Annotated in this window: 33 protein-coding genes; 13 read left to right on the top strand and 20 right to left on the bottom strand. The window is 63.5% G+C overall.

From position 1 onward, the window contains the following. Positions 1-93 precede the first annotated feature (93 nt). The 3 genes from MFF07_RS17435 to MFF07_RS17425 form a co-directional block, all read right to left on the bottom strand. The gene (locus MFF07_RS17435; RefSeq protein WP_238232479.1) at positions 94-1,014 is read right to left on the bottom strand and encodes a tyrosine-type recombinase/integrase; all 921 of its coding nucleotides are present in this window, start codon (positions 1,012-1,014) and stop codon (positions 94-96) included. Beyond that, positions 1,011-1,457, bottom strand: coding sequence for a helix-turn-helix domain-containing protein (locus MFF07_RS17430; protein ID WP_238232478.1), 447 nt, complete (start codon positions 1,455-1,457; stop codon positions 1,011-1,013). The genes MFF07_RS17435 and MFF07_RS17430 overlap by 4 nt, the downstream gene beginning before the upstream one ends. A 278-nt stretch (positions 1,458-1,735) precedes the next feature. Continuing rightward, positions 1,736-2,386 carry a DUF4142 domain-containing protein gene (locus MFF07_RS17425; RefSeq protein WP_238232477.1) on the bottom strand — a complete coding sequence of 217 codons (651 nt, stop codon included), beginning with the start codon at positions 2,384-2,386 and terminating at the stop codon, positions 1,736-1,738. A 250-nt stretch (positions 2,387-2,636) separates the two neighbouring features. Here MFF07_RS17425 and MFF07_RS17420 point away from each other — a divergent pair, with 250 nt between their 5' ends. Further along, entirely contained in the window at positions 2,637-3,494 is an 858-nt protein-coding gene (locus MFF07_RS17420; RefSeq protein ID WP_238232476.1) for a manganese catalase family protein, read from the top strand. 69 nt (positions 3,495-3,563) lie between these two features. Here the strand turns inward: MFF07_RS17420 and MFF07_RS17415 are convergent, their stop codons facing one another. From MFF07_RS17415 to MFF07_RS17405, 3 genes are all read right to left on the bottom strand, one after another. Next, positions 3,564-3,824, bottom strand: coding sequence for a hypothetical protein (locus MFF07_RS17415; RefSeq protein WP_238232475.1), 261 nt, complete (start codon positions 3,822-3,824; stop codon positions 3,564-3,566). Between the two features lie 92 nt (positions 3,825-3,916). Next, positions 3,917-4,567 (bottom strand): nucleotide-binding protein, encoded by a 651-nt coding sequence (locus MFF07_RS17410; protein WP_238232474.1) that lies wholly within the window; start codon positions 4,565-4,567, stop codon positions 3,917-3,919. Between the two features lie 175 nt (positions 4,568-4,742). Continuing rightward, positions 4,743-4,931, bottom strand: coding sequence for a hypothetical protein (locus tag MFF07_RS17405; RefSeq protein ID WP_238232473.1), 189 nt, complete (start codon positions 4,929-4,931; stop codon positions 4,743-4,745). Positions 4,932-5,052: 121 nt separating this feature from the next. Between MFF07_RS17405 and MFF07_RS17400 the strand changes: the two genes are divergently transcribed. Beyond that, positions 5,053-5,760 carry a Crp/Fnr family transcriptional regulator gene (locus MFF07_RS17400; RefSeq protein ID WP_238232472.1) on the top strand — a complete coding sequence of 236 codons (708 nt, stop codon included), beginning with the start codon at positions 5,053-5,055 and terminating at the stop codon, positions 5,758-5,760. Positions 5,761-5,763: 3 nt separating this feature from the next. Here MFF07_RS17400 and MFF07_RS17395 read toward each other — a convergent pair whose 3' ends face one another. Then, complete coding sequence (locus MFF07_RS17395; RefSeq protein ID WP_238232471.1) at positions 5,764-5,997, bottom strand: DUF6894 family protein; 234 nt, start codon at positions 5,995-5,997, stop codon at positions 5,764-5,766. Between the two features lie 292 nt (positions 5,998-6,289). On the opposite strand from MFF07_RS17395, the gene MFF07_RS17390 reads away from it, so the two are divergent. Both MFF07_RS17390 and MFF07_RS17385 read left to right on the top strand, forming a co-directional pair. After that, positions 6,290-6,511, top strand: a complete 222-nt coding sequence (locus tag MFF07_RS17390) for a hypothetical protein (protein ID WP_238232470.1) — start codon at positions 6,290-6,292, stop codon at positions 6,509-6,511. Between the two features lie 119 nt (positions 6,512-6,630). After that, positions 6,631-6,861, top strand: a complete 231-nt coding sequence (locus MFF07_RS17385) for a DUF6894 family protein (protein ID WP_373322378.1) — start codon at positions 6,631-6,633, stop codon at positions 6,859-6,861. A 168-nt stretch (positions 6,862-7,029) separates the two neighbouring features. Here the strand turns inward: MFF07_RS17385 and MFF07_RS17380 are convergent, their stop codons facing one another. After that, a complete protein-coding gene (locus MFF07_RS17380; RefSeq protein ID WP_238232468.1) occupies positions 7,030-7,248 on the bottom strand; it encodes a hypothetical protein in 219 nt (72 codons plus the stop codon). 212 nt (positions 7,249-7,460) lie between these two features. Between MFF07_RS17380 and MFF07_RS17375 the strand changes: the two genes are divergently transcribed. Then, positions 7,461-7,982 carry a PAS domain-containing protein gene (locus tag MFF07_RS17375; RefSeq protein ID WP_238232467.1) on the top strand — a complete coding sequence of 174 codons (522 nt, stop codon included), beginning with the start codon at positions 7,461-7,463 and terminating at the stop codon, positions 7,980-7,982. Positions 7,983-8,003: 21 nt separating this feature from the next. Here the strand turns inward: MFF07_RS17375 and MFF07_RS17370 are convergent, their stop codons facing one another. The 3 genes from MFF07_RS17370 to MFF07_RS17360 form a co-directional block, all read right to left on the bottom strand. After that, positions 8,004-8,225 (bottom strand): hypothetical protein, encoded by a 222-nt coding sequence (locus MFF07_RS17370; protein WP_238232466.1) that lies wholly within the window; start codon positions 8,223-8,225, stop codon positions 8,004-8,006. A gap of 469 nt (positions 8,226-8,694) precedes the next feature. Continuing rightward, positions 8,695-8,901 carry a hypothetical protein gene (locus tag MFF07_RS17365; RefSeq protein ID WP_238232465.1) on the bottom strand — a complete coding sequence of 69 codons (207 nt, stop codon included), beginning with the start codon at positions 8,899-8,901 and terminating at the stop codon, positions 8,695-8,697. A 1,583-nt stretch (positions 8,902-10,484) separates the two neighbouring features. After that, positions 10,485-10,673, bottom strand: a complete 189-nt coding sequence (locus MFF07_RS17360) for a hypothetical protein (RefSeq protein ID WP_238232464.1) — start codon at positions 10,671-10,673, stop codon at positions 10,485-10,487. Between the two features lie 508 nt (positions 10,674-11,181). On the opposite strand from MFF07_RS17360, the gene MFF07_RS17355 reads away from it, so the two are divergent. After that, positions 11,182-11,691: a ferritin-like domain-containing protein gene (locus tag MFF07_RS17355; protein WP_238232463.1), complete on the top strand. Its 510-nt coding sequence runs from the start codon at positions 11,182-11,184 to the stop codon at positions 11,689-11,691. A 17-nt stretch (positions 11,692-11,708) separates the two neighbouring features. Continuing rightward, positions 11,709-11,912 carry a ribosome modulation factor gene (locus MFF07_RS22635; RefSeq protein WP_306424646.1) on the top strand — a complete coding sequence of 68 codons (204 nt, stop codon included), beginning with the start codon at positions 11,709-11,711 and terminating at the stop codon, positions 11,910-11,912. A 300-nt stretch (positions 11,913-12,212) separates the two neighbouring features. On the opposite strand, the gene MFF07_RS17350 is transcribed toward MFF07_RS22635, so the two are convergent. Continuing rightward, positions 12,213-12,437, bottom strand: a complete 225-nt coding sequence (locus MFF07_RS17350) for a DUF6894 family protein (protein ID WP_238232462.1) — start codon at positions 12,435-12,437, stop codon at positions 12,213-12,215. Between the two features lie 177 nt (positions 12,438-12,614). On the opposite strand from MFF07_RS17350, the gene MFF07_RS17345 reads away from it, so the two are divergent. Together MFF07_RS17345 and MFF07_RS17340 are read left to right on the top strand one after the other, a co-directional pair. Continuing rightward, positions 12,615-12,845, top strand: coding sequence for a hypothetical protein (locus MFF07_RS17345; RefSeq protein WP_238232461.1), 231 nt, complete (start codon positions 12,615-12,617; stop codon positions 12,843-12,845). 299 nt (positions 12,846-13,144) lie between these two features. Continuing rightward, complete coding sequence (locus MFF07_RS17340; protein WP_238232460.1) at positions 13,145-14,131, top strand: phosphatase PAP2 family protein; 987 nt, start codon at positions 13,145-13,147, stop codon at positions 14,129-14,131. 100 nt (positions 14,132-14,231) lie between these two features. On the opposite strand, the gene MFF07_RS17335 is transcribed toward MFF07_RS17340, so the two are convergent. From MFF07_RS17335 to MFF07_RS17300, 7 genes are all read right to left on the bottom strand, one after another. Continuing rightward, entirely contained in the window at positions 14,232-14,771 is a 540-nt protein-coding gene (locus MFF07_RS17335) for a DUF2059 domain-containing protein (RefSeq protein ID WP_238232459.1), read from the bottom strand. A gap of 117 nt (positions 14,772-14,888) precedes the next feature. Next, positions 14,889-15,149, bottom strand: coding sequence for a hypothetical protein (locus MFF07_RS17330; RefSeq protein ID WP_238232458.1), 261 nt, complete (start codon positions 15,147-15,149; stop codon positions 14,889-14,891). A gap of 577 nt (positions 15,150-15,726) precedes the next feature. Continuing rightward, complete coding sequence (locus tag MFF07_RS22565; RefSeq protein WP_283206828.1) at positions 15,727-17,307, bottom strand: diguanylate cyclase domain-containing protein; 1,581 nt, start codon at positions 17,305-17,307, stop codon at positions 15,727-15,729. Positions 17,308-17,667: 360 nt separating this feature from the next. Continuing rightward, the gene (locus MFF07_RS17315) at positions 17,668-18,216 is read right to left on the bottom strand and encodes a cytochrome b (protein ID WP_238232457.1); all 549 of its coding nucleotides are present in this window, start codon (positions 18,214-18,216) and stop codon (positions 17,668-17,670) included. Beyond that, entirely contained in the window at positions 18,213-19,325 is a 1,113-nt protein-coding gene (locus tag MFF07_RS17310) for a catalase family peroxidase (protein ID WP_238232456.1), read from the bottom strand. The genes MFF07_RS17315 and MFF07_RS17310 overlap by 4 nt, the downstream gene beginning before the upstream one ends. Before the next feature lie 9 nt (positions 19,326-19,334). Next, entirely contained in the window at positions 19,335-20,108 is a 774-nt protein-coding gene (locus tag MFF07_RS17305) for an anti-sigma factor family protein (protein ID WP_238232455.1), read from the bottom strand. Continuing rightward, positions 20,105-20,635 (bottom strand): sigma-70 family RNA polymerase sigma factor, encoded by a 531-nt coding sequence (locus tag MFF07_RS17300; RefSeq protein ID WP_238232454.1) that lies wholly within the window; start codon positions 20,633-20,635, stop codon positions 20,105-20,107. Before MFF07_RS17300 ends, MFF07_RS17305 begins: the two co-directional genes overlap by 4 nt. Positions 20,636-20,916: 281 nt before the next feature. Between MFF07_RS17300 and MFF07_RS17295 the strand changes: the two genes are divergently transcribed. The 4 genes from MFF07_RS17295 to MFF07_RS17280 all read left to right on the top strand — a co-directional run bounded on the left by MFF07_RS17295 (position 20,917) and on the right by MFF07_RS17280 (position 23,665). Beyond that, entirely contained in the window at positions 20,917-21,186 is a 270-nt protein-coding gene (locus MFF07_RS17295) for a hypothetical protein (RefSeq protein ID WP_238232453.1), read from the top strand. Between the two features lie 269 nt (positions 21,187-21,455). Then, complete coding sequence (locus MFF07_RS17290; protein WP_238232495.1) at positions 21,456-22,370, top strand: LysR family transcriptional regulator; 915 nt, start codon at positions 21,456-21,458, stop codon at positions 22,368-22,370. 115 nt (positions 22,371-22,485) lie between these two features. Continuing rightward, the gene (locus tag MFF07_RS17285; protein ID WP_238232452.1) at positions 22,486-23,232 is read left to right on the top strand and encodes an SDR family NAD(P)-dependent oxidoreductase; all 747 of its coding nucleotides are present in this window, start codon (positions 22,486-22,488) and stop codon (positions 23,230-23,232) included. A gap of 25 nt (positions 23,233-23,257) precedes the next feature. After that, positions 23,258-23,665, top strand: coding sequence for a (R)-mandelonitrile lyase (locus MFF07_RS17280; protein ID WP_238232451.1), 408 nt, complete (start codon positions 23,258-23,260; stop codon positions 23,663-23,665). Positions 23,666-24,074: 409 nt separating this feature from the next. On the opposite strand, the gene MFF07_RS17275 is transcribed toward MFF07_RS17280, so the two are convergent. After that, a complete protein-coding gene (locus tag MFF07_RS17275; protein WP_147830066.1) occupies positions 24,075-25,199 on the bottom strand; it encodes an SMP-30/gluconolactonase/LRE family protein in 1,125 nt (374 codons plus the stop codon). Between the last annotated feature and the right edge of the window lie 12 nt (positions 25,200-25,211).

The following is a 25,211-nucleotide window of genomic DNA, read 5'->3' as shown; positions in this document are numbered from 1 at the left end:
AGCCTCGGTCAATCGTGAGCCAATCTCGATGTTCCTCTATTGCGGCCTCAGTTTTCGGCCGAAAATCAAGCCGGAGACGCTGCTGTGCAGAGTTTAAACCCCGAGGAACCGCGCCGAACTCTCGCTCGGCCGCGTATGCAGGTAGCGTCCCGTCGTCGCTACCGAGGCGTGCCCGAGGGTCGCCTGCACCAGATGGATCGGCGCGCTTCGGTCTAGCGCGTGCCTGGCATGGGCATGCCGGAGCCAGTGCGCCGAGACGTCAATCGACAGTCCGGCCCGCGCGGCGGTCGCCTTCACGACCCGATGCACCGCCGATTGGTCGAGTGCCCCGCCGGTCCTCGACGCCACCTTGCGCGAGCGAAACACGGGGGCGTCGGCCACCGCCGGCTCGCTATCGCCGCGTAGGGCCGTCAGCACCGCCCAGGTTGCGGCCGAGAGCAGGACGACGCGGGTCTTACCGCCCTTCCCGAATACCGTTGCCTGCCCGATGCTGCCCTCGCGCTCAGCGAGATCCCGCCAGCGCAGCCCGCAGACCTCGGAGATCCGCAGCCCGCCGCCGTAGAGCACGGTCAGCAGCACGCGGTTACGCAACACTGGCTCCTGTCGGATCATCACCAGCGCGTCGGATTCCAACATGATGCGCTCGGCTAGGGTGTTCTTGATCGGTGGCACCTTCACGGCCGCGCCGACGTTGAAGCGCAGGAACCCGACCTCCTGAGCAAACGTGAAAAGACTCTTGAGCGCTGAGGCCGCCAGGCCGACCGTCGCCGACGAGCCGGTCAGCCCCTTTAGGTACTCCTGCAGGTCGCCGATCCGCACCGACGCCAACGGCCTGCCGACTTGCGTCAGGAAGCGGCGAGCTTCGCGCTCGTAGTTCCGACGCGTGTTCGGGCTCGACGACCGCGCCAGCCACAGCCGCACCATCTGTGCGTCGTCGTCGGCCTGCGCGGGCACGACAACCGGCAGCGTCGGAACGGGATGATCCTCAACAACAGCGACGAGGGCGGTGCTCATGTCGCGCTCCTGTTCTTGGCGTCGGCCGCCGCCCCGCTCTCGTAGGCAACGACGTCTGCGGTCTGGATGCGCAGCAGTTTCCCGCCGAATTTGAAGGCGGGTAGCTCGCCCCGTTTGATCATGTTGCGAATGAGTGTCCCGCTGCATTTCCAACGCTTGGCCAGTGTGCCGGGCGTGTAGACCTTGGGATGCGGCGTAAAAGGCTTGGGCGTTTGCGACGTGGCCGACGCATCGCCCTCATCGTTCGGGAAGGTCTCGAAAGCCGCCTCAAGCTGATGACGATCCCAGACGGGCGTGCCGTTGAGGCGACGCGGTAGCGACAGCTTCCGGATCTTCACCAGGTTGTCGAAGCTCGACTCGTCGATGCCGAGGTAGCGCGCAGCGCTCACGCGACCGAGGCCGCGAGGCCGATACGAATACGGATCGCCTGCCGCCAGCTTCATCCTCACTGCTCCAACGCAAGATAACAACACTTGTCTTGCGTTCGGTGGCGGTCTCACGGAGCACGGATTTCGGCAAGGCTGGAATGCAGGATCTGAGGGAAGCCGTTTACCCGCCGATGCGTCATCCCTGCATCCATGAAGCGCGCGAAGGTGCGGCCCTTCACGCTCGCGCAATCTCTGGTGTGCCTCCTGCGGCAACGCTGGCGAGATCCGAGCCTCCCCTGCCATCCGTGAACAGATCGAACGGCAGGGCCGAGACTACCGACGAGCGTGGCTGCTTACCCGCGCCCACCCATGGAACCCTGCATGCGAGACAGCAGCGCAATATGCTGGCCGATCAGTGGTAGAGCGCCGCGCGCAATCCGACGAAGGCCAGGATCTTCGCCACTCTGCGCATAAGTCCCATGGATCGTGCGAGCTTCCAAGTGTCCTTGGAGGGATGCGTTGACGAACGTCGCGTCGTAAGCGGGCCCACCCTGTTGGGCTGCCAGTTGGTTGAGGATCTGCTGCTTCTGTGCATCTGTGGTCATAGAAGGGGCGGAGCCGGGGGCGCCGAGCAAGGTACCAGCAGCACCCACGGCCGCGCCAGCCACACCTGTCGCCAGAGCGAGCGGGGCGCCAATCAGACCGCCAGGTCCGGCCGCAACATCCGGAACCGGAGCGTTGCCCGTGTAGGCGGCGATCTTACCGGACAGATTGACCTGCTCGTTGACTTCCACGCGGGTGAACGCCCTCAGGCGCGAGTTAGTAGTCTTGGCGTGGGCATCGCGAGCGGTGTTTTCCAGGAAGAGGCCGCCCTTCGTTGCCATGCTGAGGTAAACGGGCGTCGGGATCGCGCCGGCCGGCGTCGGCTGAGCAATTGCCGTACGCGTGACCGCAAGGGCAGCAGTGGCGGAGAGCATACTGGCGAGGAAACTACGGCGATGCATGACAACTCCTGAAAAAGCCGAGACGTCGTCTCGCTTCGCGTAGAGGTCGATAGCGAAGTCCGCGTAACCTTGTGGAGACCGACCTGTTCCAACCGCTCGAAAGGTCATCCAGCTTTGTACGATAGCGTTCAGATGCTGTCGTGCCGGTGAACTGACAGCGGTGCCCTGAGTTTCTGCCGATAATCACCCCGGCGGATCAGTCAGCGCGGCTGTCATGCCATTTACGGCTAAGATGAGCGGAACCTAAGCCATGTTTTATTGCGATAAGCGCCTCCAATACCCGGTCAAGGTTGAAAATCCCGACCCAATTTTTGCTCGTATGTTGCAGCAGGCCATTGGCGGTGTCGAAGGTGAAATCCGTGTCTGCATGCAGTATTTTTTCCAAGCCTGGGGCTCACGGGGGCCGAGCACAAAATATCGCGACATGCTTCTGCACACGGCGACCGAGGAAATGGGCCACGTCGAGATGCTGGCGACCGCAGTCGCATTGAACCTCGAAAAGGCCCCGACCTCACTTCAGGAAGAGGGCGCTGCGGATGGTGTTGTTGGTGCCGTTATGGGCGGCGGCAGTGCACGGCACACCATAGAGGGCATGCTGCATCGGCACCTCCTCTCGACGGGCATGGCAGCGTTCCCGGCCAACTGCGAGGGCGTGCCCTTCGACATGAGTCACATCTACGCCAGCGGTAACCTAGCTGCCGACATGTACTGCAACGTCGCTGCCGAAGCGACAGGCCGCACGCTTGCTGTGCGCCTCTACAATGCCGCGCACGACGCTGGCATGAAAGACATGCTGCACTTCATGATCGCTCGCGACACGATGCATCAAGAGCAGTGGCTCGCTGTCATTGAGGAGCTTGGCGGCCACGAAGGCACGCTACCAATTCCGAACTCCTTTCCGCAGAGCAAGGAGCACCAGGAATTCAACTACAATTTCTTCGCCACGGCTCGCGACGGATCGGCGCCACCCGAGGGCCGCTGGACGAACGGGCCTTCGCTTGATGGCAAAGGCACCTACAGCGTTTTCCAGAACGAGCCGCTAGGCGAGGAGCCGGTGCTTGGTCCGGCTCGACCGGACAGCGGCGCCCAGAATGAGCAGATTGGCTGATGCTCATTTGTGTGGCCCCGCCAGTCCTTGATTGAGCGGCGGGGCCGAGACTGCCGGGTAGCCTGTCAGTCAGTCCCGGTTCGGCTGACGGCGCTCGACCACCGGCGGCTTCTGGTGCTTCGTTAGGACGTCGTTGAACGCCTCGACCATCAGCGTCTCAAGAGGCATGTCGCGGTCCTGAGCGAGCCGGGTCATCTCCAGCCAACCTGCCCGGTTCACGCGAACCTGCATCGTTTTAAGATCGGTCGGCGCGGTCGCTCGCACGGGTGGTGCCTCGATCGGGGTTGCCGGCAACGGCGGCTCAACGGCCTTGCCCTTCGGCTCGACCATGTTCGACAAGCTGGGGCGCTTCGGGGATGCCATGGTCTCAGGCTCTCAGAGTTGGCGCGAGTGCGGGTTGCAGGATTAGCGCGATACCGCGTTCACGGCTTGCGGGGGAAGGCTCCGGCCAGTTCGGCGACGGCAGACCACATCGCCCCTATCTCGCCGGCCGCCCGGCTGTCGGGGTCGTACTCGTTTACCGATTGGCCGGTGATGAGCGCGTGCGAGAGGCTGGCGCGCTGGGACACTTGGCCGGGCAGCACGGGAGCGCCCATGCCGACGAGAACGGCGCGGGCCTCCGCCACGATCGACGTCTCGGTCTCGCCGCGCGTGATCGGTGGAGCCGCGTTGATGACGCACGCGATCGGCGCCTTGAGGCTGCGGGCCATGGCCAGCGTTGCCGCGACGGCGTCGAGGTCGAACGGACCCGGCCGAACCGGGATGACCGTCACCGTGGCGCGCGACATCAGCGAAGCCGTCAGCGGGGCGTTGTGCGGCGGGCTATCGACGACGGCCCAAGCCATACCCTCGGCCTCGGCCGCGTCGAGGATTTCGCCGATGTTGTTAGCGTCGGCCTTGGCCAGCAACGGCGTGTCGGCCTCGCGGCGCTTATACCAGAACGAGAGCGAGCCCTGAGGATCGGCGTCGATCAGGATGGTACGCCCGTTGCGCTCGGCGAGCGCCCCGAAATGCGCAGCCAGCGTGCTCTTGCCGGAGCCGCCTTTCTGGGTCGCGATCAGGATCACATGCATTGCGGGCTTCCCGATTCACGGCTGGCAGGCTTTGCGGCATCCTGGCGTACCGTGTTTACGCAATTCCTGCCGACCGGGAAAGAGGGTCACCGCAAGGCCGCGAGAGCGGTTTGCAGGTATCGCGGCACTGCTAATTTCAGGCTTGCCGGCGGTCGGTCGGCTCTCCGAATATTTTTCATAGCTCTGCGGTCTCCTCCGGCTCGGGAGTACCGGCCAGCGTCGCGATGCGCTCGGTCTGACGCAGCCACACCCGCGCTCCGGCGATCAGCCGGGTCTCGTCTCGCGCGCTCGGCCGGTCGGTGAGACGCCGGGTCATCCGCGCCATGCGGTGGTTGAGCTTTTCCCTGCGTGCGATCAAAATCACGAGGTGACACGACCGGAATGTCAGGCCAATAATCTGCTCCGGCTTCTAGGGAAGCATACTTTCAAATTTGGCTCGGTACGCTTCGCGTTCGAGTAGTCGTGAGCCTGATACCGAGAGCAAAATGCACGACCAACATAATTGTGGAAAAAATCGACTTCTGGCCTTTCTTAAGACAGATGATCAGAAAGCGCTTCAATCTGAGATGGAGAGTGTGCCACTCGATCTGCAGAAACTGATCATCGAGCCGCATAAGCCGATCGAGCACGTCTATTTCGTCGAGACCGGCATCATTTCCATGCTGGCCGATGCGGGAGAGGGTCGTGTCGAGGTCGGCATGATCGGCCGCGAAGGTCTCGCCGGACTGCCGGCGTTGCTCGGCGCGGTCCAATCGCCTTTCGCCTACCTGGTCCAGGGGGCAGGAACAGCACAACGGATCCGGACCGACGCACTGCACCGCGTCATCCAAGAACGCCCATCCCTAATAAGGCTTTTCAGCCTGTACGCTGCAGCGATGATGGCGCAGATCGCCCAGACCACCTACGCCAATGCCAACTTCACCCTCGAAAGCCGTTTGGCGCGTTGGATCTTGATGGTGCAGGACCGGACCGATGGGGACGAGTTGCTAATTACACACGAGTTTCTGTCGCTCATGCTCAGCGTACGACGCCCCGGGGTCACGAGCGCTACGCACGTTCTGGAGGGAATCGGAGCGATCTCGGCTAAACGCGGCCGCATCATCGTGCGCGATCGAGAGAAGCTGCAGGATCTAGCAGATGGTGCGTACGAGGTTGCCGAACATGAATACGAACGGCTGATGGCGCTGGTCTGACGCTCAAGCCGTCCGCATGGCCGAGCGAAGCGGAACCCGCATCACGATCACTCCGTGCTCGTCAGTGATTTCGAACTCTTGGCCGTCGATCACCTGGTTCGACAGCAAAGCGTTGGCGAGAATTTCCCGAGCCGCCACAAACGCTTCCTGCTGCGCTGCCGCGAGGTTTGGAAACTCGCTGCCTTCCGGGTCCTCTATCAACGTGTCGCCGTCGCGAATGTGCATGAATAGCCGCATGCGCCGACAACCTTGTAGACCGCCGCTGGTTCTCCTGCCGCGTCGGTATGTGCTGAGCCCCCTTTGAGGTCGCGCTGCCGAGGTCATTGATCAGCGGATGTGTCGTCCGCGCATCCAGCCTTCAGTAACTATCGATGTGTCTTCTGAACTCGGACGGTCTTTGGCGCGGGGTACGCTTTCGTACATCCCGAGTGCAGGTGTTGAGCGGAGAAATGTTGGCCATTAACATTCCAACTCCTTGCCCGGAGTGCCGCAGATAGACGCGCTCATCGCTACGCTGAAGGAGCCGTCCATGTCCGAGATCCCGCAAGGTGGCCTACCAGGTGGAGCCGATACGCCACCGAGCTACCGAGTCCTGCTGTTCGACCGGGACGGTAAAGTGCAGTCGAGTGTGCCGATCCCGGTTCATGACGACGAGTTAGCCAAGGCCGTAGCGCAACGCATGTCGAACGGGTTGAGCGCCGAGCTTTGGGACGGACTTAGGTACATCGAGCAGTTTGATGGCACTGATTGAGATATGTCGGGAACCCGACAGAATGAATACGCTTTAACGATCATCGCTGGCCACTATCAACGGGCGCCGGCGACAGAGAGAGACGAGCGCTCCCGCCTAAACTTCAGCGGAGTCCTCGTATGCCCCGATACTTTTTCACCGTGAACGATCGCCGCCACTACCCGGATACGGATGGGACGGACTTGGACGGTCCCGACGCTGCGCGGTTCGAGGCCGTTGTCCTCGCCGGCTACATCCTGCGCGATCACGCTTCGGAAATTCTCACCGCTGACGACTGGCACGTCGCGGTGACGAATGAACAAGGTTCACCCGTGTTTCGCCTGAACGTCTCGGCGGGGCAGGCGTGCTAAAACGAAAGCGCCCCGCAAGCGGAGACCACTGCAGGGCGAAGTTTGGGCCTGCTGTCGCCGGAGGGGCGAGGTTTCCAGCAAGGTTGATTAGCGTAGCCGTTGTGATCGCCGCGCCGCCATACATTTCTGGTGAGCCGACATCTCACCTGGGCCGGCATGCCAGCCACCTCAGATCAGTATCAGATCGCCGGCCTTGAGCTTGTACGGCCTCGCCATGCGCTTCGACAGCTTGCCGGCGACCTCCACCGCAACACCTTCGGAAGCCTGCGCCGTCACGATCTCTAAAGCCTCGGCCGGCGAAGCAGCCAGCAGCGCGTAGAGCCGCGTAGGCTCGCGCTTCTGCTTCACAGCAATGAGATAGGTGTCGAACCGCGCAGGCTTGGCCATGAGAGGCGTGGATGACACGAAGTCGGCAAAGTGTCAGCAGCTAGACCGGCGTTGAGTGTGGATCGCCTTTTGCATGTGCATACGCCGTTTTGCGCGCATGTAACAAATGTTAAGCAAACCGAATTGCAGGCAATCAGGTCTTGCCCAAGCAATATAATACTTGATCTTAGAATATGTAGCACTATTATTTTGGTCTCTTATAGGAAGTTGACATGATACCTGATGTGCAATCTGCTCTCGATGCCTCCGGCTACGTCGGTGCTTGGGAGACCGATCTGAAGACACAGACTGTAACGATCACCGGCAAGGCTGCGGATCTACTCGGCATCGAGCAGCATCGCGGAACGGCCGGCATTCAGGTTGTGGAATTCCTGGAGGGGGTACATCCCGAGAACCGCGAGGAAGTCGCGCATCTGGTGCATGAAGCCCATACGACCGCCGGGCGCTTCGAAGCCGAGTTTCGCACGATCGGCAACCGTGATCGGCCACGCACTGTCCTGGCCCGTGGCCGAGTCGAGACCGGCCCCGATGGCCAGGGTCTTCGCTGCGTTGGGATCATGGTGGACGTCACGGACAGCCGCCGCGTCGAGCGCGCCGACACGCAGGTGCAGACGGTCAAGCGGATCACAGATGCCCTCGTCGAGGCCGGCGCGCTCGTGGAGCAACTCGGCTCGTTTCGGCTCAAAACGCTGATCGACATGGCGCTGATCGAGGTCAAGAAGACGCGCGCATAGGCACGCTTTCCAGCGCCACGCTCAAGGGGCCTCCGCCATCCTGAGGTCCCACAGATCTCGACGCAGGTCCATCAAGGCATCCAGCGCCTCTGCAAGCCTACGCTCTGCGTCCGCGATGTCGGCGTCGGTCGCAAGCAGTGCGGTCAACTCGACCCCCACCGCCTTCAACCGCATCTCAGCATTCGCGATTTGGAGGTTCAAGACGACCTCAGCATCTTTGGGCCTGTCGCTGGAGGCGTTCATCTTTCGGTCCGGGCATAGGCGAGTTCGTACGGCTACCAGCAGTTCATCGAGCCGGCCAGCATCAGCAACCGGACGGTAACAAGCCTGACGCAGAATGACCGGGTCGGGTCGTTCATCGCTCCCCGGCCGCCCCCGTCCGCCGCTTCTTCGAGCCCCCTCATGAAGCTGGTGGCGCGGGTTGCAGTCTACGCTGCCCGAGCGGCGCGGAAACGATCCTGCATAACGGCCATGGCAAGCGCTCGCTCTGTTATGGCCACGCCAGCTTCGTTGCGGATCACGCAATATCCGCCCTGTAGCGTGCGAAGCCGATCAACGGCTTTCATGGCCTCGCTGGCCGTTTCAAACCACTCAGCTGGATGCTCGGACTCCATCACGGGGACGATTCGGTAAGCACGGCGAACGCTACCCAAGGCTTGCTCCGTCAGGTCAATGCTGCGGTGCAAACAGCTTCTTGGGTTTGAAGGTTGCGTTAGCACGCCTGCGTACAGCGGAGTGCGGCACGGCCAGGATCGTCGAGCGACGGGTCGCTGACGTGGCGCACCATCTCCTTCCGAGCCGACACGTAGAGGCGCGAGGCCAAGAAGCCGATCCAGTCGGCCACCGGCCTGCGGTGAACCCTACCGGCCGCGTCGCAGAACGACACCTTGCCGCCGTCGTGGATGACGCCGCCAGTCATGTTGTGAAGGTCGGCTATCAGGCCGCCAGCGACATCGGTCGGCGCCTTGGCTTTCGCCCAGAACCGGAGCCTTCGATTGATCCGACCGATGACTCGGCGTTAAAAGGGCTGTCACGCTTCCTGGGCGCCTTTCGCAGTGAGAAGGGCAAAATCGAATAGCTCAACGAGAGCCTACGGCCGGATCAGCTCATGACCGCGAACGACGGCGGCGCGCAGGGGTAGCTCTTTCAGAGGGCACATATTGGTGAGTATTCTGGCAAGCGATTTCAGTGGTCGCAGCAAGCGCCCGCCACAGGTGGTTTGTCTAATTTGCAACAGTGGTCGCGTATCAATCTGCAACCCTTGACCGCATTGAAGACGCCGTGTGATCAGTCCCCAATAACTTGGAGGCTTCGATGCGCAGCAGAATCATCGCGCTGTTATCGATCGGCACATGTCTAATCTCAGCTGCTGCACCGTTAGCCGCGAGTGACCATTATTCGCCCGAGCAATATCGCAGCGGCGATGGTTGGCATTGGGAGTCTCAGACAGGCCTGTGGCGCAACCCGAAGGCACGTTACGACAAGTCTACGAAGACGTGGATCCACGATACTCGCATGCCATCCAGCACCGCCTGCTGCGACCATACGGGATTGTGGGTGCCCGGTGACGCTGTAAATAGCTTCGACCCACCCGAGATTAAAAAAAAGCAGCGTAAGTCGTCCAAATCTGCCCGCGGCGACGCTCCTCGGGGTCGCCAAGATACTATCGAGGACCAGGTACAGAGGATCCGTGATCTAAAACTGTCCCCTGAAGTCGAACATGGTGCGATCTACCGACTGAGAGGAGGGCTGCGATATTTGCTTCGTGAAGAACTGGCTCGCGAGTCATATCGAGCCAAGCACCCCGTAGATGACGCTCGACGGCCAGGCGTAGCCTATGGACGTGTCGAGGGTGAGGAGCCGAACGGTGCGGGTAGCGCAGCAAGCCCGGCCTATGAGAAGGTTCGGCCTTATGCTGAACCGGTTCGTACTGTGACGGAGGACGCGGAAGGGGGTTCGGCAGGGCCTACTCTGTCCGACGCCGGTGATTTCCTTTCCGGGGCACTAAGCGTTGCAACGGCTCTTGCCCCAGTCGCGGGTGCGGCCGCAAATCTATCAGCTGCGCGAGGCGCATCGCCCACGACCACTCGCACCGTATCAAGCGCGCAGGCCCGCCGGCCTCCAACCGTGTACCCACCTGGACCGCGCTTCGGCCAAAGCGACATCAGCGGTACTCAGTGATTTTGAGAAGCTCGATCAAATTGGCCATCAGCACGAAGTGTCCCTAATCGCTCGAGTACGACCCAAGAATGAGGTTGCCGAGCGGCCGCAGGCAGACCGTGCCGGTCAGGGTAAACATTTCATTGACCACGTCGGCGCAATTGTCCGGATCGAGGGGCTCCATAGCCGAGCTTGAGCGTTTTCTAGGCACTTCTCATCGAAGGCGCCGGCCATGCTCATCCTCAACCCGCTCACCGGCGAGACCGTCGAGATCACGGTGCCGCGCCCTCGGACCTGAGGTTCGAGCCACTGGCCGCTGGGTACCTCTCGATAGCGTCGAAGTCAGCCCGTGCCGTATCCGCCCTTTTCGTTGCTTGAAGTCTGATCGAGGGAATGATCATCATATCCGCCGGTCTTCGGGCCCTCGTGGTTCTTGTCATTTAAGACGACTGGTGCAGTTAGGCCGCCAACCGGCTCCTCTTCTTTTTTATCGCTCGCAGGCGGCGGTGCTGGCTTGTTGGAAGTTTTCATACGAGGTGCTCGATTCAAGCTTTTGTCCCACCAGGAGTTTGGGCTAAGCTGAGGATATATTGTTTAGGCTATCCTGTTGTTCATTCGAGGGAGAGCCTTCAACATCGATTGAATGTCTGCTCGACGATTTTTAAGACTCTGGTTTGAAGGATCAGCAGGTGCTTTCAGTCCTTGGTAGGCCAGGATTGCAGCACCCATTGCAAGTGCCACACCAAGTCCGACGATCAACGCGAAAAGCGTAGACTTGCCCCGATCTGCCTGCCTCGCCTCAGATGTCTCTTTACGCCGATTCATACTGGCTCCCCATCTGTGGTTTGCAAAGGTATGAGATCAGGCAAACCGTAGGCACCTCTTGGGTGTTCCCGTGGAATTCATGGAGGGCTCTGGGCAAAGATTGACAGCGGATCCGCGAAACACGCGGCTTTGTTCCAAGTTGGAACTTGGCCGCACGACAGGGCGGTTGCCTTGCATATCGAGCCACGTGCTCGGGTGAGAAAAGGCAAACGCCATGGCGATCGACACACGCGAAATTTACGTTACCGCTCTCAAGAACACGCATGCGATCGAGATGCAGGCCCTTCAGATCATGGAGCGGCAGATCGAGCGGCTGAAAAACTATCCTGAGATGGAGCAGGCACTTCGCCGTCACGTCGACGAAACTCACGGGCAGCGGGATCGGCTGGAGGAGGCACTGCAGAGCCTCGGCGACAGCCCTTCGACGATCAAGGAGGGCTTCCTCGGCTTCGTCGGCAACATGATGGCATTGGGTCATACGCCGGCCCAAGACGAGATCCTGAAGAATACCTACGCCAATCACGCCTTCGAGAATTTCGAGATCGCAGCATACGAGTCGTTGCTCGTGATCGCCGATGCTGCCGGACAGAGCGGCCACACCACGGGCTTTCAGCAGTCCCTAAAGGAAGAGCAGGGCATGGCGCAGAAGGTTCGCGAACTCGTAGGGCCGACGACCCGCCGGTACATCGAATTGACGACCGCTGGCGAAAAAGCTGACCGCTAAGCCTTGGGAGGATCATCATGACAGCAGGTGCTACGGCGAGCGATAGCCCCTTCATCAAGGGCCGCAACGCGCGTGCCTACGGGAAGACACGCGATAGCTGCCCGTATCCTGAGGGATCGGAGGACCGCGCGGCGTGGCTGCAAGCGTGGGACGAGACAGGAGCGGACGATCAAGGCGGCGATACCGCAGCGCATGATCGTGGGACGGTTGACGATGTCTGACGCAGCAATGGTTTGGCTGGCCATCCATGCAGCGCCTCATGCGAACGGTGCGATCTAAACTGCGAAAGGCCCGCCCCGGGGAGCCGGGGTGAGCCTTCCTGCTCCTGCCCGTCTCCGGGTGGCGAGCGTCAGCTGCACGTAGAGCCCGCGCCCGAGGGGGAGGTTAGGCGCTGTTTCGACGTGCAGCGAGCATGAATGCCCGACCGACAAGGCCAGCTTGGAGTGCAAAAGCTAAGCATTCGCTACTGATTCAGGATGGCAGGCTGCGAGCTGGCGTCCAAGTGCATCACCGATTGACGCTTAGAGGATCGAACAGACCAGCCTGATGGTCGAGACCAGTCGCCCGGAATCATCGGTGACTTGGACTACGATCGCACCTTCATCCTCAAGGCGCTGAGTGTCGCCGCCAAACGATGCCACCATTGCCAGGGCGGTCGCCCGTGCCGTGGCATCATCTGGCGCCAGATTGTTGAACTGTTGAGGTTTTTCGACCCCGTACTGGAGGTTAATGCGGTAGAGCGGCATGCTAATCCGTGACGCCGTTGTGCGCGATCTTGCGCTCGACGATGCGTCGGGAACCAGGCAAAACACCTAAAGTTCACTGCCAAGCATGAGTCGTCACGCTTACAGCCCGCAACCAAGTTGCCTAATGTCCGCTGGCCGGACCATATGAACCGAAAGCAAAGGTTGGAGGCTTTCGATATGTATGAGGTCAAAGCCCGCGACGCGACCGGCCTTGTCATCGCGATCGGTCCTGCCGAGTTTACCTCAATCGATCTAGCTCGCGGCTTTGCCGCGGGTATCGCGCGGTGGATGCTCGCAACCGATCGTCTGGACGGCCAGATCGACATCACCAGCGACGGCGAACGTATCGAGGGAGCGACCTTCGCTTACTGGTCGCAGCCTGAATTGCCTATGGAGCAACGCGCCTAGTGTAAGTGGTTACCAGCTCGGCCCTGCCGCTCGATCCGATCTGGGTACAATGGGGACCCGGCGGCCTGACAGCAGGCTCAAGTGGGACAGGGCTCAGGAGACGAGGCGCCGCATCCGGCTGCTGCAAGCAGCTTCGAAATGCGTTGCATCGAGAAAGTGCGAACGTTCTGCTTAGCTGGGAGTAACCCCCTTTGTTTTGGGCGCTTTCGCCCGCGCGGGGGCGGGACGAAATGCGATGGACGGGAGTGAGCTGGCGATGCCTAGTGTCAGGTGAGACCACACCTGAGGGACAGGCAGGTTTGATCACCAAGGTGCGTTGGTTTGCGCTCGGCTTGGCTGCTCCTCACCCCTGGGTTTGGACGCTGACAGCTGGGCTCGTCGTCCTAGACGCATTTTGGCTAGTCGCGGTTGGCATCTCGATTGAGACCCACGCCCTCTGGATAACTTTCGGCGTTGTCGCGGCGCTCTTGCTTGCGGCCGGCGTCCTGGCCCGCGTGAGATCCGAGCCGAAGCTTCGGGCAATGGCGCTCTCGGCCGCCTGCCTCATCGCCTTCACCGAGGCGGTGGCGGTCTTTCACTATCTCACTGCGACCCTGAGCTTGTCGTTCACCGATCGGGGGCTGGCAGCGGCAGAGCGGGCGCTGGGCTTCGACTGGATCGGCTATGTCGGTTTCCTTGCAGCCCACCCTGACCTCTCGTGGTGGCTGGCGCTGGCCTACCATTCGAGCGGGCCGCAGATTGCGCTCGTGGTGATCGCGCTCAGCGCAACCTCGCGCCTCGGGCGGCTTTGGGCGTTTATTCGGCTCTACGTGACGCTCTTGATGGGTGCGATCCTGATATCGGCCGTGATGCCTGCCGTTGGGCCATACGCCTACTATCAGCCTCAGGTCGTCCCGGCCGACCAAATCGATACGGTGGGCGCAGTCTGGCATCTGGAGCCCCTCGCCAAGCTGCGCAACGGCACGCTCAAGATCATCGCGCTGGCTGATATCCGGGGGCTCGTCACCTTCCCATCGTTCCACGTCTGCCTTGCTACCATTACGGCTTGGGCGCTCGCCCCTGTGCCAATGCTTGGGCCGCTGGCGCTGCTCCTCAACGCAGCGGTCGTTGTCTCTGCGATCGGATCGGGCGGCCACTACCTACCGGATATCCTTGCGGGCGGCTGTCTTGCGATGCTCGCGCTTGCCATCCAGGTTGGGCTCAGGCGCGGCCCACTTTCATGGCCCGGACTGAGGCCGGCGATCGGGGGCTCGGTGCCGGGGTTCGAGGAGCGAAGCACGCTGTAACTCGCGCATAACGGTTACTTAAGCCCTCCGCATCGCTGGGATCACGGCCTGCCTGTCATACACATCCGCCTGGTGTACTCACCGATATCAACGGTCCGGCTCATCGTGCCTTCGGCTGCGCTCCAGGCATCCAGCCATGAGCCTGGATCGCTTTGGTCAGCTTGCCCTGCATCTCGGGCATCACCGATTGCATCCACTGCTGCGTTCCCGCCATCTGCGCCTGCGCGAGCTGCGGTTGCGCTGCGGCAAGCCGCTTGCCGGCTGGTGAAGCGTAGAACGTGGCGATGGCCTGGAGATCCTCCTTCCCGAGCGTGGCAGCGAAGCTGCGAGCCTGGATGTCGAGAAGTTCGTCGTAGTGGGCAGTGAGGGTCGGCATCACGACCTCTTGGACCAGAGTCTGCGCCTGATCCTGCTGCTTCACTCCGATCTGCTGCATCATTCCCACCATGGGCGCAGCCATCGCATTGAGCAGTGTTGCCCGGTCGCCCTGCATCGATGCGATCACTTCCCGGGCCGCTTTCAAGGTAGCTGGATCGGGAGCAGCCACCGTCGGGTTCGGATTGGCCACCGGTTGAGCCATCACTGAGCATGGCAGCAAGACGCCAACGTAGAGAGCGGCCAGGGCTGAGAACAGGCGCATAGCGGTTCCGATCGAAGGCGCTGCGCAATCCGAACCCACGCAGCCATTCCGGCCTGCTATCACAATTTTGGACGTGGTCGACTCAGCTGTTTCGCTTCGAGGAGGACTGTTTCCCTCCTAGACCTGCCCAGGCTGGCATCCGTAAGGCGGCACTGCACGCGGAAACCGCTCCTTGATGCGTTCGCAGCCCCAAGCACGCAGGGCTTCAGGCAAGCGTCGGTTCACTTCGATCCCGACCTCGTCATAAGGCGAGGCGCCAGCCGTCACGTAGCTGTACCAGCGCCAACCAATCGTGCCGACGCCGGCAAGGGCAATGGCGAAGGCGACAGACGCAGCTAAGGCAACCCGGGATTGGGGCCGTTGCGTCTCACCTGCCATGCCTGGGTTTCCTAACGTTGACTTAACCGTGCGCCCCGGCCGACATGCCTTGCTCCGGTTGGACTCGTCTATCGCGAGTCGTGAGCCGGAAAAGGAGATCAGCGCCGCGAGCTAGACCCTGAAACGACTACGGGCCCCCTGTCGCCAAACAGGAAGCCCGCAAAAATCGAAGTGGCCACGAGGGACCCGAACAATCCCTCACAAGCCACATGACGCCTTCGGGAGTCAAGCGGGAACGCCAATTCCTGCACCGATGAGTCGTGCCTGGACCCATAGCCGCGGCCCGTGAGGGAATTCGGGCGGCGATCCATCGTGCTCGTTCCAGACCCAGCCTAACTATTGCCCGTCGGGCTGATCCTCGACTGCCCAGGTCACGACGACCCGTCCGCCCGAATGGGACAACGCCTCATGGCCAAGTGCATTGGCGGTCAACGGAAGCCGGGGCTCTGGACCGACCTTAGTCGACACCTATCGGCTGCGCTTAAAGGTGAAGACACCACGAGCACGGGGCGTCATAGCGCTACCGAAGGCCGCCGAGGTGTGAGCGGGCCCATTTGTCTTCCTCCGCCAGTTTGCCTCAGGTAGGCATCGGAGGGCGTGTGACCGTCCGGCTACCAGCCTCCGACGAGCCATGTTCGACGCGGCCGCCGTGGTGTCGGGCAGCCCCTGCGACGCGAGGCGGTTTGATGTTCTTAGGCGCAACAATATACGCCATGATTGCGGTCGGATCGCCATGAATGGCAGCGGACCCACGCTGGAAGTTTTTGGCCCGATAGAGGGCCTCGTCCGCCTTCTTCATCAAGCTGCTCCGACTCGCGATTGTCCCATCGAAGTGACAGGCGCCAATCGTGCCCGAGACCGTGATAACCCTGCCTGCCGTCCTCACGTCATAGCGCAGGTCTTCGAGGAGTTTTCGTAGCAAGCGGGGCAGCGCAACGTCATCGGCGCCCTCGGTCACGACCAAGGCGAACTCGTCCCCTCCTATCCGGGCAGCGAGGCCACTCTCGCCGCAGGCCGACTGGAGCTTGTCGGCCATCACGCGTAGGACCTCGTCGCCGGCAGGGTGCCCGTAGGCATCGTTGACGGCCTTGAAGTGGTCGAGGTCGATGATGAGCAGCGTGAAGCCGACGTCGCTCTCGCGTGCGAGGCGGATACGCTCATCCAGGAACAAGTTAAGCCGGCTTCGACTGGCGATGCCCGTTAGATCGTCGGTCTGTGCCGTGTGGCGCAGAGCCTGCTCCATGGCGTACCGCTCGGTGATGTCCTGGAACACCCCGATCAGAGCGACAGGCTCTCCCTCGCGCAATTCCACCTCCCCCATGCAGCGGACCCGCAAATCCTCGCCCTGCGCATTGCGGAAGTCGGTCTCGATGTCGAACGGCTCGCCGCTCGACAGTGAGCGAGCCACCGCGGCCTCGACCAATGCGCGTCCTTGCGGCGAGTAGAAGTCGAGGGCTGTCTCCAGTGGCGTGCCGTCACCCACTGGAACCCCGTGGATGGCATAGGTCTGGTCCGACCAGGCCGTGTGCTGGGTGCGCAGACAGAGCCGCCATGAACCGATCTGGGCCATGCGCTCAGCCTGATGAAGCTGGCGATTGCTCCGGTCGAGAGCCTCCAGGTCCTTTCGGCGTTCCTCAGCGAGCCGGACGAGGCTGATGGTGGTGCTCCGGGCGGCAAGCAGCGCTTCCGCGAGTTGGGCGAGGTCACGCAGGATCGCGATACCGGTCTCGTCGATCTCTCGCGCTTCCCGGTCGATCACGCAGAGCGTGGCCACGGGGATGCGACCGGCACTGTCCGCCCGCTCGATGCGGATCGGCATGCCGGCGTAGAACCGGATATGCGGCGAGCCCGTGACCAGGGGATTGCGGGCGAAGCGCGGATCCTGTGTCGCGTCCGTGACGATCAGCAGGTCATCCGCTCGGAGCGCGTGGGTGCAGAATGCGTCCTCCCGCGGCGTCTCGCTCACGTCCAGTCCGCAGGATGCCTTGAACCACTGCCGGGTCTCATCGACCATCGAGACGAGGGCAATCGGACAGCCCAACAGGCGCTGCGCCGTCCTGACCAGCGTGTCGAACTCGCGCTCGGGAGGCGTGTCCAGGATCCCGAGGCTTGCCAAGCACGCGAGCCGTTCGGCTTCATCTGTCAGGGCGCTCATCATGCCCTTTGATGGAGTCGAGCGGGTTAAGAAGTGCCTATGGCTTTGCGCGATATCATACGGTGCGCCTTCGGGTGCGATGGGGGTCGAACGGGCGTCGTCGCATCAAGGCGGACAGGCAAGGGTCATCGAGCTCCACACGCTGGACGACGATGGGCACGGTCGCGACGCCCGTCGAATGCAATTCCGACCGGGAAGTAATAGCGATGAGTGCTACCTGATATCGCTACCCAACAGTCAAAATTTGACGGTTGGTACCATCCGCTGCCGACCCAACCCGGTCACGCACGCGGGAGCTAGCGCAACCGAATAGCGGACGTTAGCCCGCGTGAGACATGCTTGGGCGATGTAACCGAGTTTGTATCACCGCGGCTGGGATGCCGTCAGACGAAAGGCCATGCTGCCCAGAACGCCATCCCTGCGGATCAGTCCATGCATCAGTGCGGCACCGAGATGGGCCAGGATGATGCCGAACAGCGTGTAGGCAAACACCGTGTGTAGCGGACGGAGCCATGTGTAGAGGGCGGGATCGCGTGGCAGGATCGGCGGCAGCACGACGGAGCCGGCAATGCCAATGGGGTAGCCGGCCGCCGATAGCATCGCCCAGCCGACCAGCGGCAGCGCGAGCATCAACCCGTAGAGCAGAATGTGCGACGCGTGCGCTGCCTGCCGTTGCCAGCCTGGAAGGTCCGACGGCAATTCAGGCGGTGGACTGCGCCAGCGGTTAATCAGACGCAGCACCGCGAGGATTAGGATGCCGATGCCGAGGGGCCGGTGCAGCGCGACGAGGGCGTGATAGTGAGCCACCGAGGTCACCATCGCTACGCCGATGAACAGCATGGCCAGGACCATCGCCGCCATGGTCCAATGCAGCAGCCGAGCCTGCAGGTTGAAGTGCACAGGGTCGCTCACAATCCGGCTCCTGAGACAGGGGTGTCGTGGACGGCGCTCGGCGCCTTCGGTTCGCCGGCTCGGCGCGTGAAGGATTGCGAATAGGCCGCCGAGCGTGCGCTGAGCAGTGGATCGTCCGATCCGACGATGCCGGCGGGCAGGACGAGGGGGTCGAAGTTCACGTCGCGGCAATTGCCGCTCGCTTCCGCCTCCGTCGCCGTGACGACCACTCTGCCGACGTCGACGCTCGCTCCTTCGGACGGCCAGGGAAGGGTCGCGTCGGCGCTAGCTTCTTTGGGCGCACCCAAGGTGACAACGAGGTGCCAGCGCACGGGACCCTGACGGATTACGGCCGCGAAGTCGTCGAACAGGAAATTCTTGTCTGCGCGCGCTGTCTGAGCGGGGCTCTCTGCTGTGGCCGCCTGCTCCGGCACGAAGGCCCAGCGCACGAGCGTTTCGTTGCCGTCCGCGGCGACGAAGCGGAAAGCGTTCAGGCTCCGGAAGGTGTCGTCGGCGAACCCGGAGGTGATCGTCCGCGCTTTGATCAGAGCCGCCGCCTTCGCGCTCTCCGGGTGCGCGGCGAAGAACGCTTTCAGCGCTTCGGGATCGGGCTTGCCCGTGGCCGGATCGGGCTTGGCGGCAAGGAGCTGGGCGTAGAACGCCTCTGGCGTCCGTACCGGGAAGACCGGGATGTCATTGTTGCCGGTGCGCCATTCCTCCCCATCGGGAAGATGAAAGCGAAGTGCGAGGCTACGCACTGTCGCGACCGCATCCGCCGCGGAGGGCTGTCCGCCGGCGAGCGCGATGCGCCCGGTGACGGGGGTGACCTGTCCTGCAGCGAACAGGGAAGCCTTCGACAGGCGCGCCCCCCCGCCGCTGCTTTCGAAGCGCCCGGCGAGGCAGAGCCCCTTGGCGTGGTTGCGCCGGAATCCCGGATGGGGGCCGTTGATCTGCTCGAAGCGATCGACGATGCGCGCCTGGGTGAGGTCCCCCGGCGAGAGCCAGCCTCCGGCATACGCGAAGGCCCCCGCGGTGCCGGCGACCAGAGCTCCGATGGCACCAAGCCGCAGGAAGACGGCGCGCGGACTTAAGCCGGGACTAGCGCCGGTGAGATCGTTCAGGAGGGACATGGCGGACCTTCAGATGGCTTTCGCGGTGGCGCGACGGATCTCGTTGGCCAGCGGGTGCAGGACGGTCGGGTCGACGGCACCAACGAGACTGTAGCCTAGCCCGTCCTGGGCCCAGGCGTAGCCGTTCGACGCCTCCGAGGTATGCGCACGCATCGGCGCGTCACCGGGCTGGGCCATCGGCCGCATCAGCATGACAAAGCGGGTGCCGTGTCCTTCGTCGTACATCAGCAAGCCGGCGGGCCCCTGCGGCGTGGCGACAAGGCGCCCGCCCATGAGGCGGTAGCCGGAACCGCTCAGGTCCGGCACGCCGACCGGCCGCTTCAGCCTGTCGGAGAACCAGCCGGCGAGCTCATCGCGGTTTGCGGCGACGAGCTCGACGGGCCGGGTATGATCGGGGGCATAGACCGCGTAGTTCGTGCTCGCCTCCTGGGCCAACGCCTCGATGCCGGTCGGGACGGGCGAGACCACCTCGCGCAGGCCCCACCCGCCGGCGCCGCCCACGAGGAGCAGCAGCCCGGCCGCCATCGCCCGCCAGGCGGGAGGAGCTGGGCGACGGCGCGCCTCGACGATGCGCGACAGGTTGAGCTGGGCCGGCACCGGCTCGGCCGCGATGGGCGCGAAGGCGGCGCGCATGTCCTCGCGCAGGGCGACCATGCGTGCGACCCGCGCCCGGGCATCCGGATGGTCGCCGAGATAAGTCTCGACCTCGCTGTGCCGCTTTTCATCGAGGCGCTCATCCACGAGGCCCTGGAGATCGTCTTCGCTGATCGGACGCGTGGTCATTTTACCCTCCGCAGGAGCGGGCGCTTGGCGGGAACGGCCGTCTCGGCACCGTCCATCGACTGGATCATCCGGTCCCGCGCCCGGGACAGGCGGGACATCACGGTCCCGGTCGGGATGGCGAGGACCTGCGCGGTCTCGGCGTAGGACAGGCCCTCCACCGTCACCAGCAGGAGGACGCTGCGCTGCTCCTCCGGCAGCGCCTCCAGGGCCGTCATCAGATCCCGGTAGCGCAGGCCGCTCTCCTGGGTGGGCGCCACGGCGAGATTGGCTTCCGCCGTTTCCTCGATCGGCATGTGGGCTCCGCGGCGGGCGCGCTGGCGCATCTGCGTCACCGCGAGGTTGTGGACGATGGCGAAGAGCCAGGTCCGTGCATCGCCGTCGGCCTGGCGCTGGTGCCAGCGACCGACCGCCTTCTCCAGGCAGTCCTGCACGAGATCGTCGGCATCGGTGGGATTGCGCAGAAGGGCCCGCGCATAGCGGCGCAGGGCCGGGATCAGCGGCTCGATGAGGCGCATCATGTCCGTCATGTCCGGTCTCTTGGCATGGGCGGGGCTCCTGCATTCGCGCCGGCTGGACCGGAGACACTCCGGGGCTGGCTACGGAGGCATGGACGCTGCCAATCTCGGTTTATTCCAGCATCCCGACGCCTTTTTTAGCGGGTTTTCGAGGTGGCTCCTCACAATGGAGTGACCCGAAACGCCTAGAAAAAGATCTTGAGCGCGGTCGGGAATAACAGATGGAAGCTGGCGTCTGTCCGATTATCGCTGCCAGATATCGTCGTTCCTGGCAGGATGACTGGAGACATGCCATGAACTACCTCAAGAACCTCTCGGGTCTGTTTATCGCGTCCGCTTGTACGTTTGCCGTTCTGACGGGTGCCTCGGAGGCTCGCACCGTTCAGCACACCGACACCCACTCGGTCCTGACGGAGCCTCCCTCAGCGACCGTCGGCTCCCCGTACTGGCTCGGACGCATGGACACCGACAGCGGCAACGCCAAGAACCCCGCGCTTCCGAGCTACGCCCAGGCCCGTGGCCAGGAGACCGGTGGCCCGGCCCGCGAACTCATCCCGAACTAATCCATGCTGACGCGAGGACGCCTGTCGCATCGGGGTCTGGCGTCCTCAGCCTCAGAAGGCCGGGGCGTGCGGCGAGTGTGGGCCGCGACCGTCACATCCCATAGTGCCGGGGTCCGGAAGATCGCCCCGAGGAAGCAGAGGAATACTTTCATGCTCGGGGGTGCGTCAGTCTTCAGTGCCCTTTCGTGCGCCGACAGGCGGATAACGACCCAACGCGGTCACGCCGCGATACGGATTGCTTTCCCGCTAGCAGACACTCCACTGGCCTTATGCGGATCAATCGAACCGATCTGGCCGACCTCGGGACCTTTCTCGCCATCGCGCGCCACCGCAGCTTCCGGCGGGCGGGTCTGGAGCTTGGCGTTAGCGCCTCCGCCTTAAGCCATGCGCTTAAGGCGATGGAGGCGCGCCACGGCGTTCGCTTTATCAACCGCACCAGCCGCAGCGTCACACTTACGGCGGCAGGGGAAGATCTGCTCGCTACGCTGGAAGCTCCGTTCGCGGCGATCGCCTCCGCGCTCGACGTGCTCAACCAGCACCGGGAGCCAATCAAGGCCATAGGGCGGATCCGGCTCAACGTGCTGGAGCACGCGAGCACGCTGCTGCTCGCCCCCGTGCTCCCGCTCTTCCACGAGCGTCATCCAAAGATCGAGGTCGACGTCCGGGTGTCTAACGACCTGCTCGACGTCGTGGAGACCGGAGCCGATGCCGGCATCCGCTACGGGGGCTCGGTCCCTCAGGACATGGTCGCTCAACGTCTGTCGGCCGACCTGCGCTGGGTCGTGGTCGGCGCGCCGGCCTATTTCGATCGGCATGGGACGCCGGATCATCCGCGCGACCTCGCAGCCCACCGCTGCATGCGCATTCGGCTCGGCGACGAGAGCCTCTACCGCTGGGAATTCGAGAGGGCGGACGAGGCCATCGCGCTCGACGTCCCCGGGGCGGTAACGATCGACAACACGCAATTCTGCTTGGCGCTCGCGGTGGCCGGCGGCGGTCTGGCCTACCTGCCTGAGCCGTGCGTCGCGCCTTCGGTCGAGCGCGGCGAACTCCGCGTCGCGCTGGCGGACTGGGCTCCGATGGGGCCCGGCTTTCATGTCTATTTCCCCGGACGACGCCAACTGCCGACCGGATTGCGGTTCCTCATCGATCTGATCCGTGAGGTCAGGCCGCTCAACCTGTAGCGGTCGTACTCCGGCGTTGAGCGAGGCTCATCGTTCCGATGAGGATCAAGCGGCTGATCGTCAGCCCGCTCGATGTCTACGTCTGGCCCATCGAGGTCAGCTGAGAGATCGAGACATGCATCGCTTCACCGGAAAAGTCGCTTTCATCACGGGCGCGGCCAGCGGTATCGGCCGCGCCGCCGCGCTCGCCTTCGCGCGGGAAGGCGCGCAGGTCGCGATCACTGACCGGACAGAGGCAGCGCTCGATCAGCTTCGCGCCGAGATCGAAGCGGCGAGCGGCGAGGTGCTCGCGATCCGGTGCGACGTGTCGGTGCCGGAGGATGTCGAGGCGGCGGTTGCCAAAACCACCGAGCGGTTCGGCCGCATCGACTGCGCCTTCAACAATGCCGGCGTCGAGAACAAGGCCGCTCCCGTCCACGAGATCACCCTCGACGAGTGGGACCGCATCCTCGACATCAACCTGCGCGGCACATTCGTGTGCATGAAGCACGAGATCGCGCAGATGCTGCGCCAGGGCGGCGGCGTGTTGGTTAACACTTCCTCCGGCGCTGGCATCAGGGGCGTAGCGGGCGGCGCGAGCTACGCCGCCTCCAAGCACGCCCTCATCGGCCTGACCAAGTCGGCCGCCCTCGATTATGCGAAGGCGAACATCCGGGTAAATGCCGTCCTGCCCGGAAACATCGAGACGCCGATGATGGACCGCTTTACCGGCGGCGACATCCAGAAGGCGATCGACCTTGAGCCCGTCGGGCGGCTCGGCAAGCCCGAGGAGATCGCCGAAGCCGTCCTGTGGATGTGTTCCGACCTCGGGGCGTTCGTCACGGGTGCGGCGATCTCGGTCGACGGCGGCTGGTCGCTCTGACGCGCGTTTCTGAACCGGACAGTGGATGGATCCCACGGACATCAAGCGCAGCGGTAGTCAGCCCTCGGGCCAGGGACCGTCCGATTGGTTCACCGGCACGGTGCGGATCGATCCACTTCACAGCGCTCCCGATCCAGCCCGCTTCGCGATGGCGAGCGTCACCTTCGAGCCCGGCGCACGCACGGCGTGGCATACGCACCCGCTCGGCCAGACGCTGATCGTCACGTTCGGGCGCGGCTGGGTCCAGCGTGAGGGCGGCCCGATCGAGGAAATTGTGCCGGGTGACGTGGTCTGGTTCGAGCCGAACGAGCGGCATTGGCACGGGGCCACCGCGTCGACAGCGATGACCCACATCGCGATCCAGGAGCGGCTCGACGGCAAGGCCGTGACGTGGATGGAGCAGGTTACCGACGGGGAGTATTCCGGGTCCTGAACTTCGGCTGCGAGGTCCGCTTTGAGCGATACGAGGCGAAGAGCGGACCGGCGGCTTTCCACCCAACCCAGCCGTAGAACGGACCGACGGGTCCCGACCCATGCCAGTCGTAAGAAACGTCGTCGGCGTATCCTATAAGCGGCCGTTCATTGACCATCAGGCAATTTCAGCTCGGTTTGGTAAGCGGACCCCGACTTTCGCCCCGAAGTGTTCATGCGAGTGTCTTCGAGGACGTCGCCCTGTGAGCCCTGGCTTGACTAGCATGGATAGCTCCTCGAACCTGAGAACCGGTTCGGTTCGCATAGCGTGATCCCTTTCCGTCGAGGACGACGTCTCTGGCGGCCTGTCGCGGGAACCGGTGCGGTGACGAGGGCGGACGGCCACGCTCAGGGTCTGCGCCTTCCACGGATCACCGATGGTCGTTCGGCGCGGGCTTGGCGTCGATGGCGAGCGTGAACACGGTCAGCGGCTTCGCCACCCGGTCAGTCCCGTCGTTGAACGGCGCCATACGGTTCAGTTGCGCCGCCGGCATCCAGAGCTTGCCGGCATCGTCGATCCACATCGCATCGACCCAGACCAGGCGCGGGTCCTGGACCACGGTGGTACGGGTGCCGTCCGGGGCGAACCTCAAGACCGCGAGCCGGTCGGTGTCGCTGACGTAGAGGTTGCCCGCCGCGTCGATGGCGGTGCCACCGGTGGAGGGGGTCTCGGCGAACGGCTCGACGTAGGCGGCGAGGGCCGCATCGCTCAACGAGGGGTCGTCGAGATAGCGCGTCGCGATGCGAGACATCCGGCCGGAGCTCGGCTGGTAGTAGAACCAGCGTCCGTCGGGGGAGACCTCAAGCTGATCGGCATGGATGTGGAGGGGCTTGCCGTCGGGACCGTGCATCGGCTTGCCCTCGGCCGAGACCGGTCGGTCGCTCACCGTCGAGGGATGCCCGTCGAGGACGCGCCGTCCCTGCCCGGTGGCGAGATCGAGCACGATCAGGCCGGGCGCGCCCGCGTCCGTGAGGTAGGCGTGTCCCCCGTTGAAGCGGACGTCGTCGACGAAGCTGTCGGCTCGCGTCACAGCGGCCAGAGGATAGATGCGCGCGACGGCGTTCGTCGCAAGATCGACGCGGATCAGCTTCGGCCCACCGGGCAGGACGGGATTGCCGATGCCCGGTGCGCCGGTGTCGACCAGCCACAGGGCCCCGTCCGGCCCGATGCGCTGTGCGTTGACGCGGATGAAGGCCTTGGCCGGGTCGTCGCCCTTGGTCCAGCCGTTCCGGGCCGCGTCCGGGTATGGGGCGAGGCGGCCATCCTTCCATTCCACCACCTGCGGACCGGCCGAGCCGTCCAGGCGCGCGAGCACGAGGAAGCGCCGTCCGTCCGATGCGATGCTAATTCCGGTCGACGGGACGTCGAGGGTTATCGCCACCGCAAGTCGAGGATCTTCCGCGGCCTTGGCCCGGCCGACGCCCGGAACGGAAAGGGCGCCCGCCAGCACGGCGAGCGCGAGGCTGATGATGACGGGGCAACGGGCGACGGGCATGGTCTGATTTCC

This window comes from Methylobacterium thuringiense, assembly GCF_022179645.1.
Taxonomy (GTDB): Bacteria; Pseudomonadota; Alphaproteobacteria; order Rhizobiales; family Beijerinckiaceae; genus Methylobacterium; species Methylobacterium thuringiense.
The sequence above is the reverse complement of the archived record's forward strand: the minus strand, read 5'-3'. Positions and strand labels throughout refer to the sequence as shown.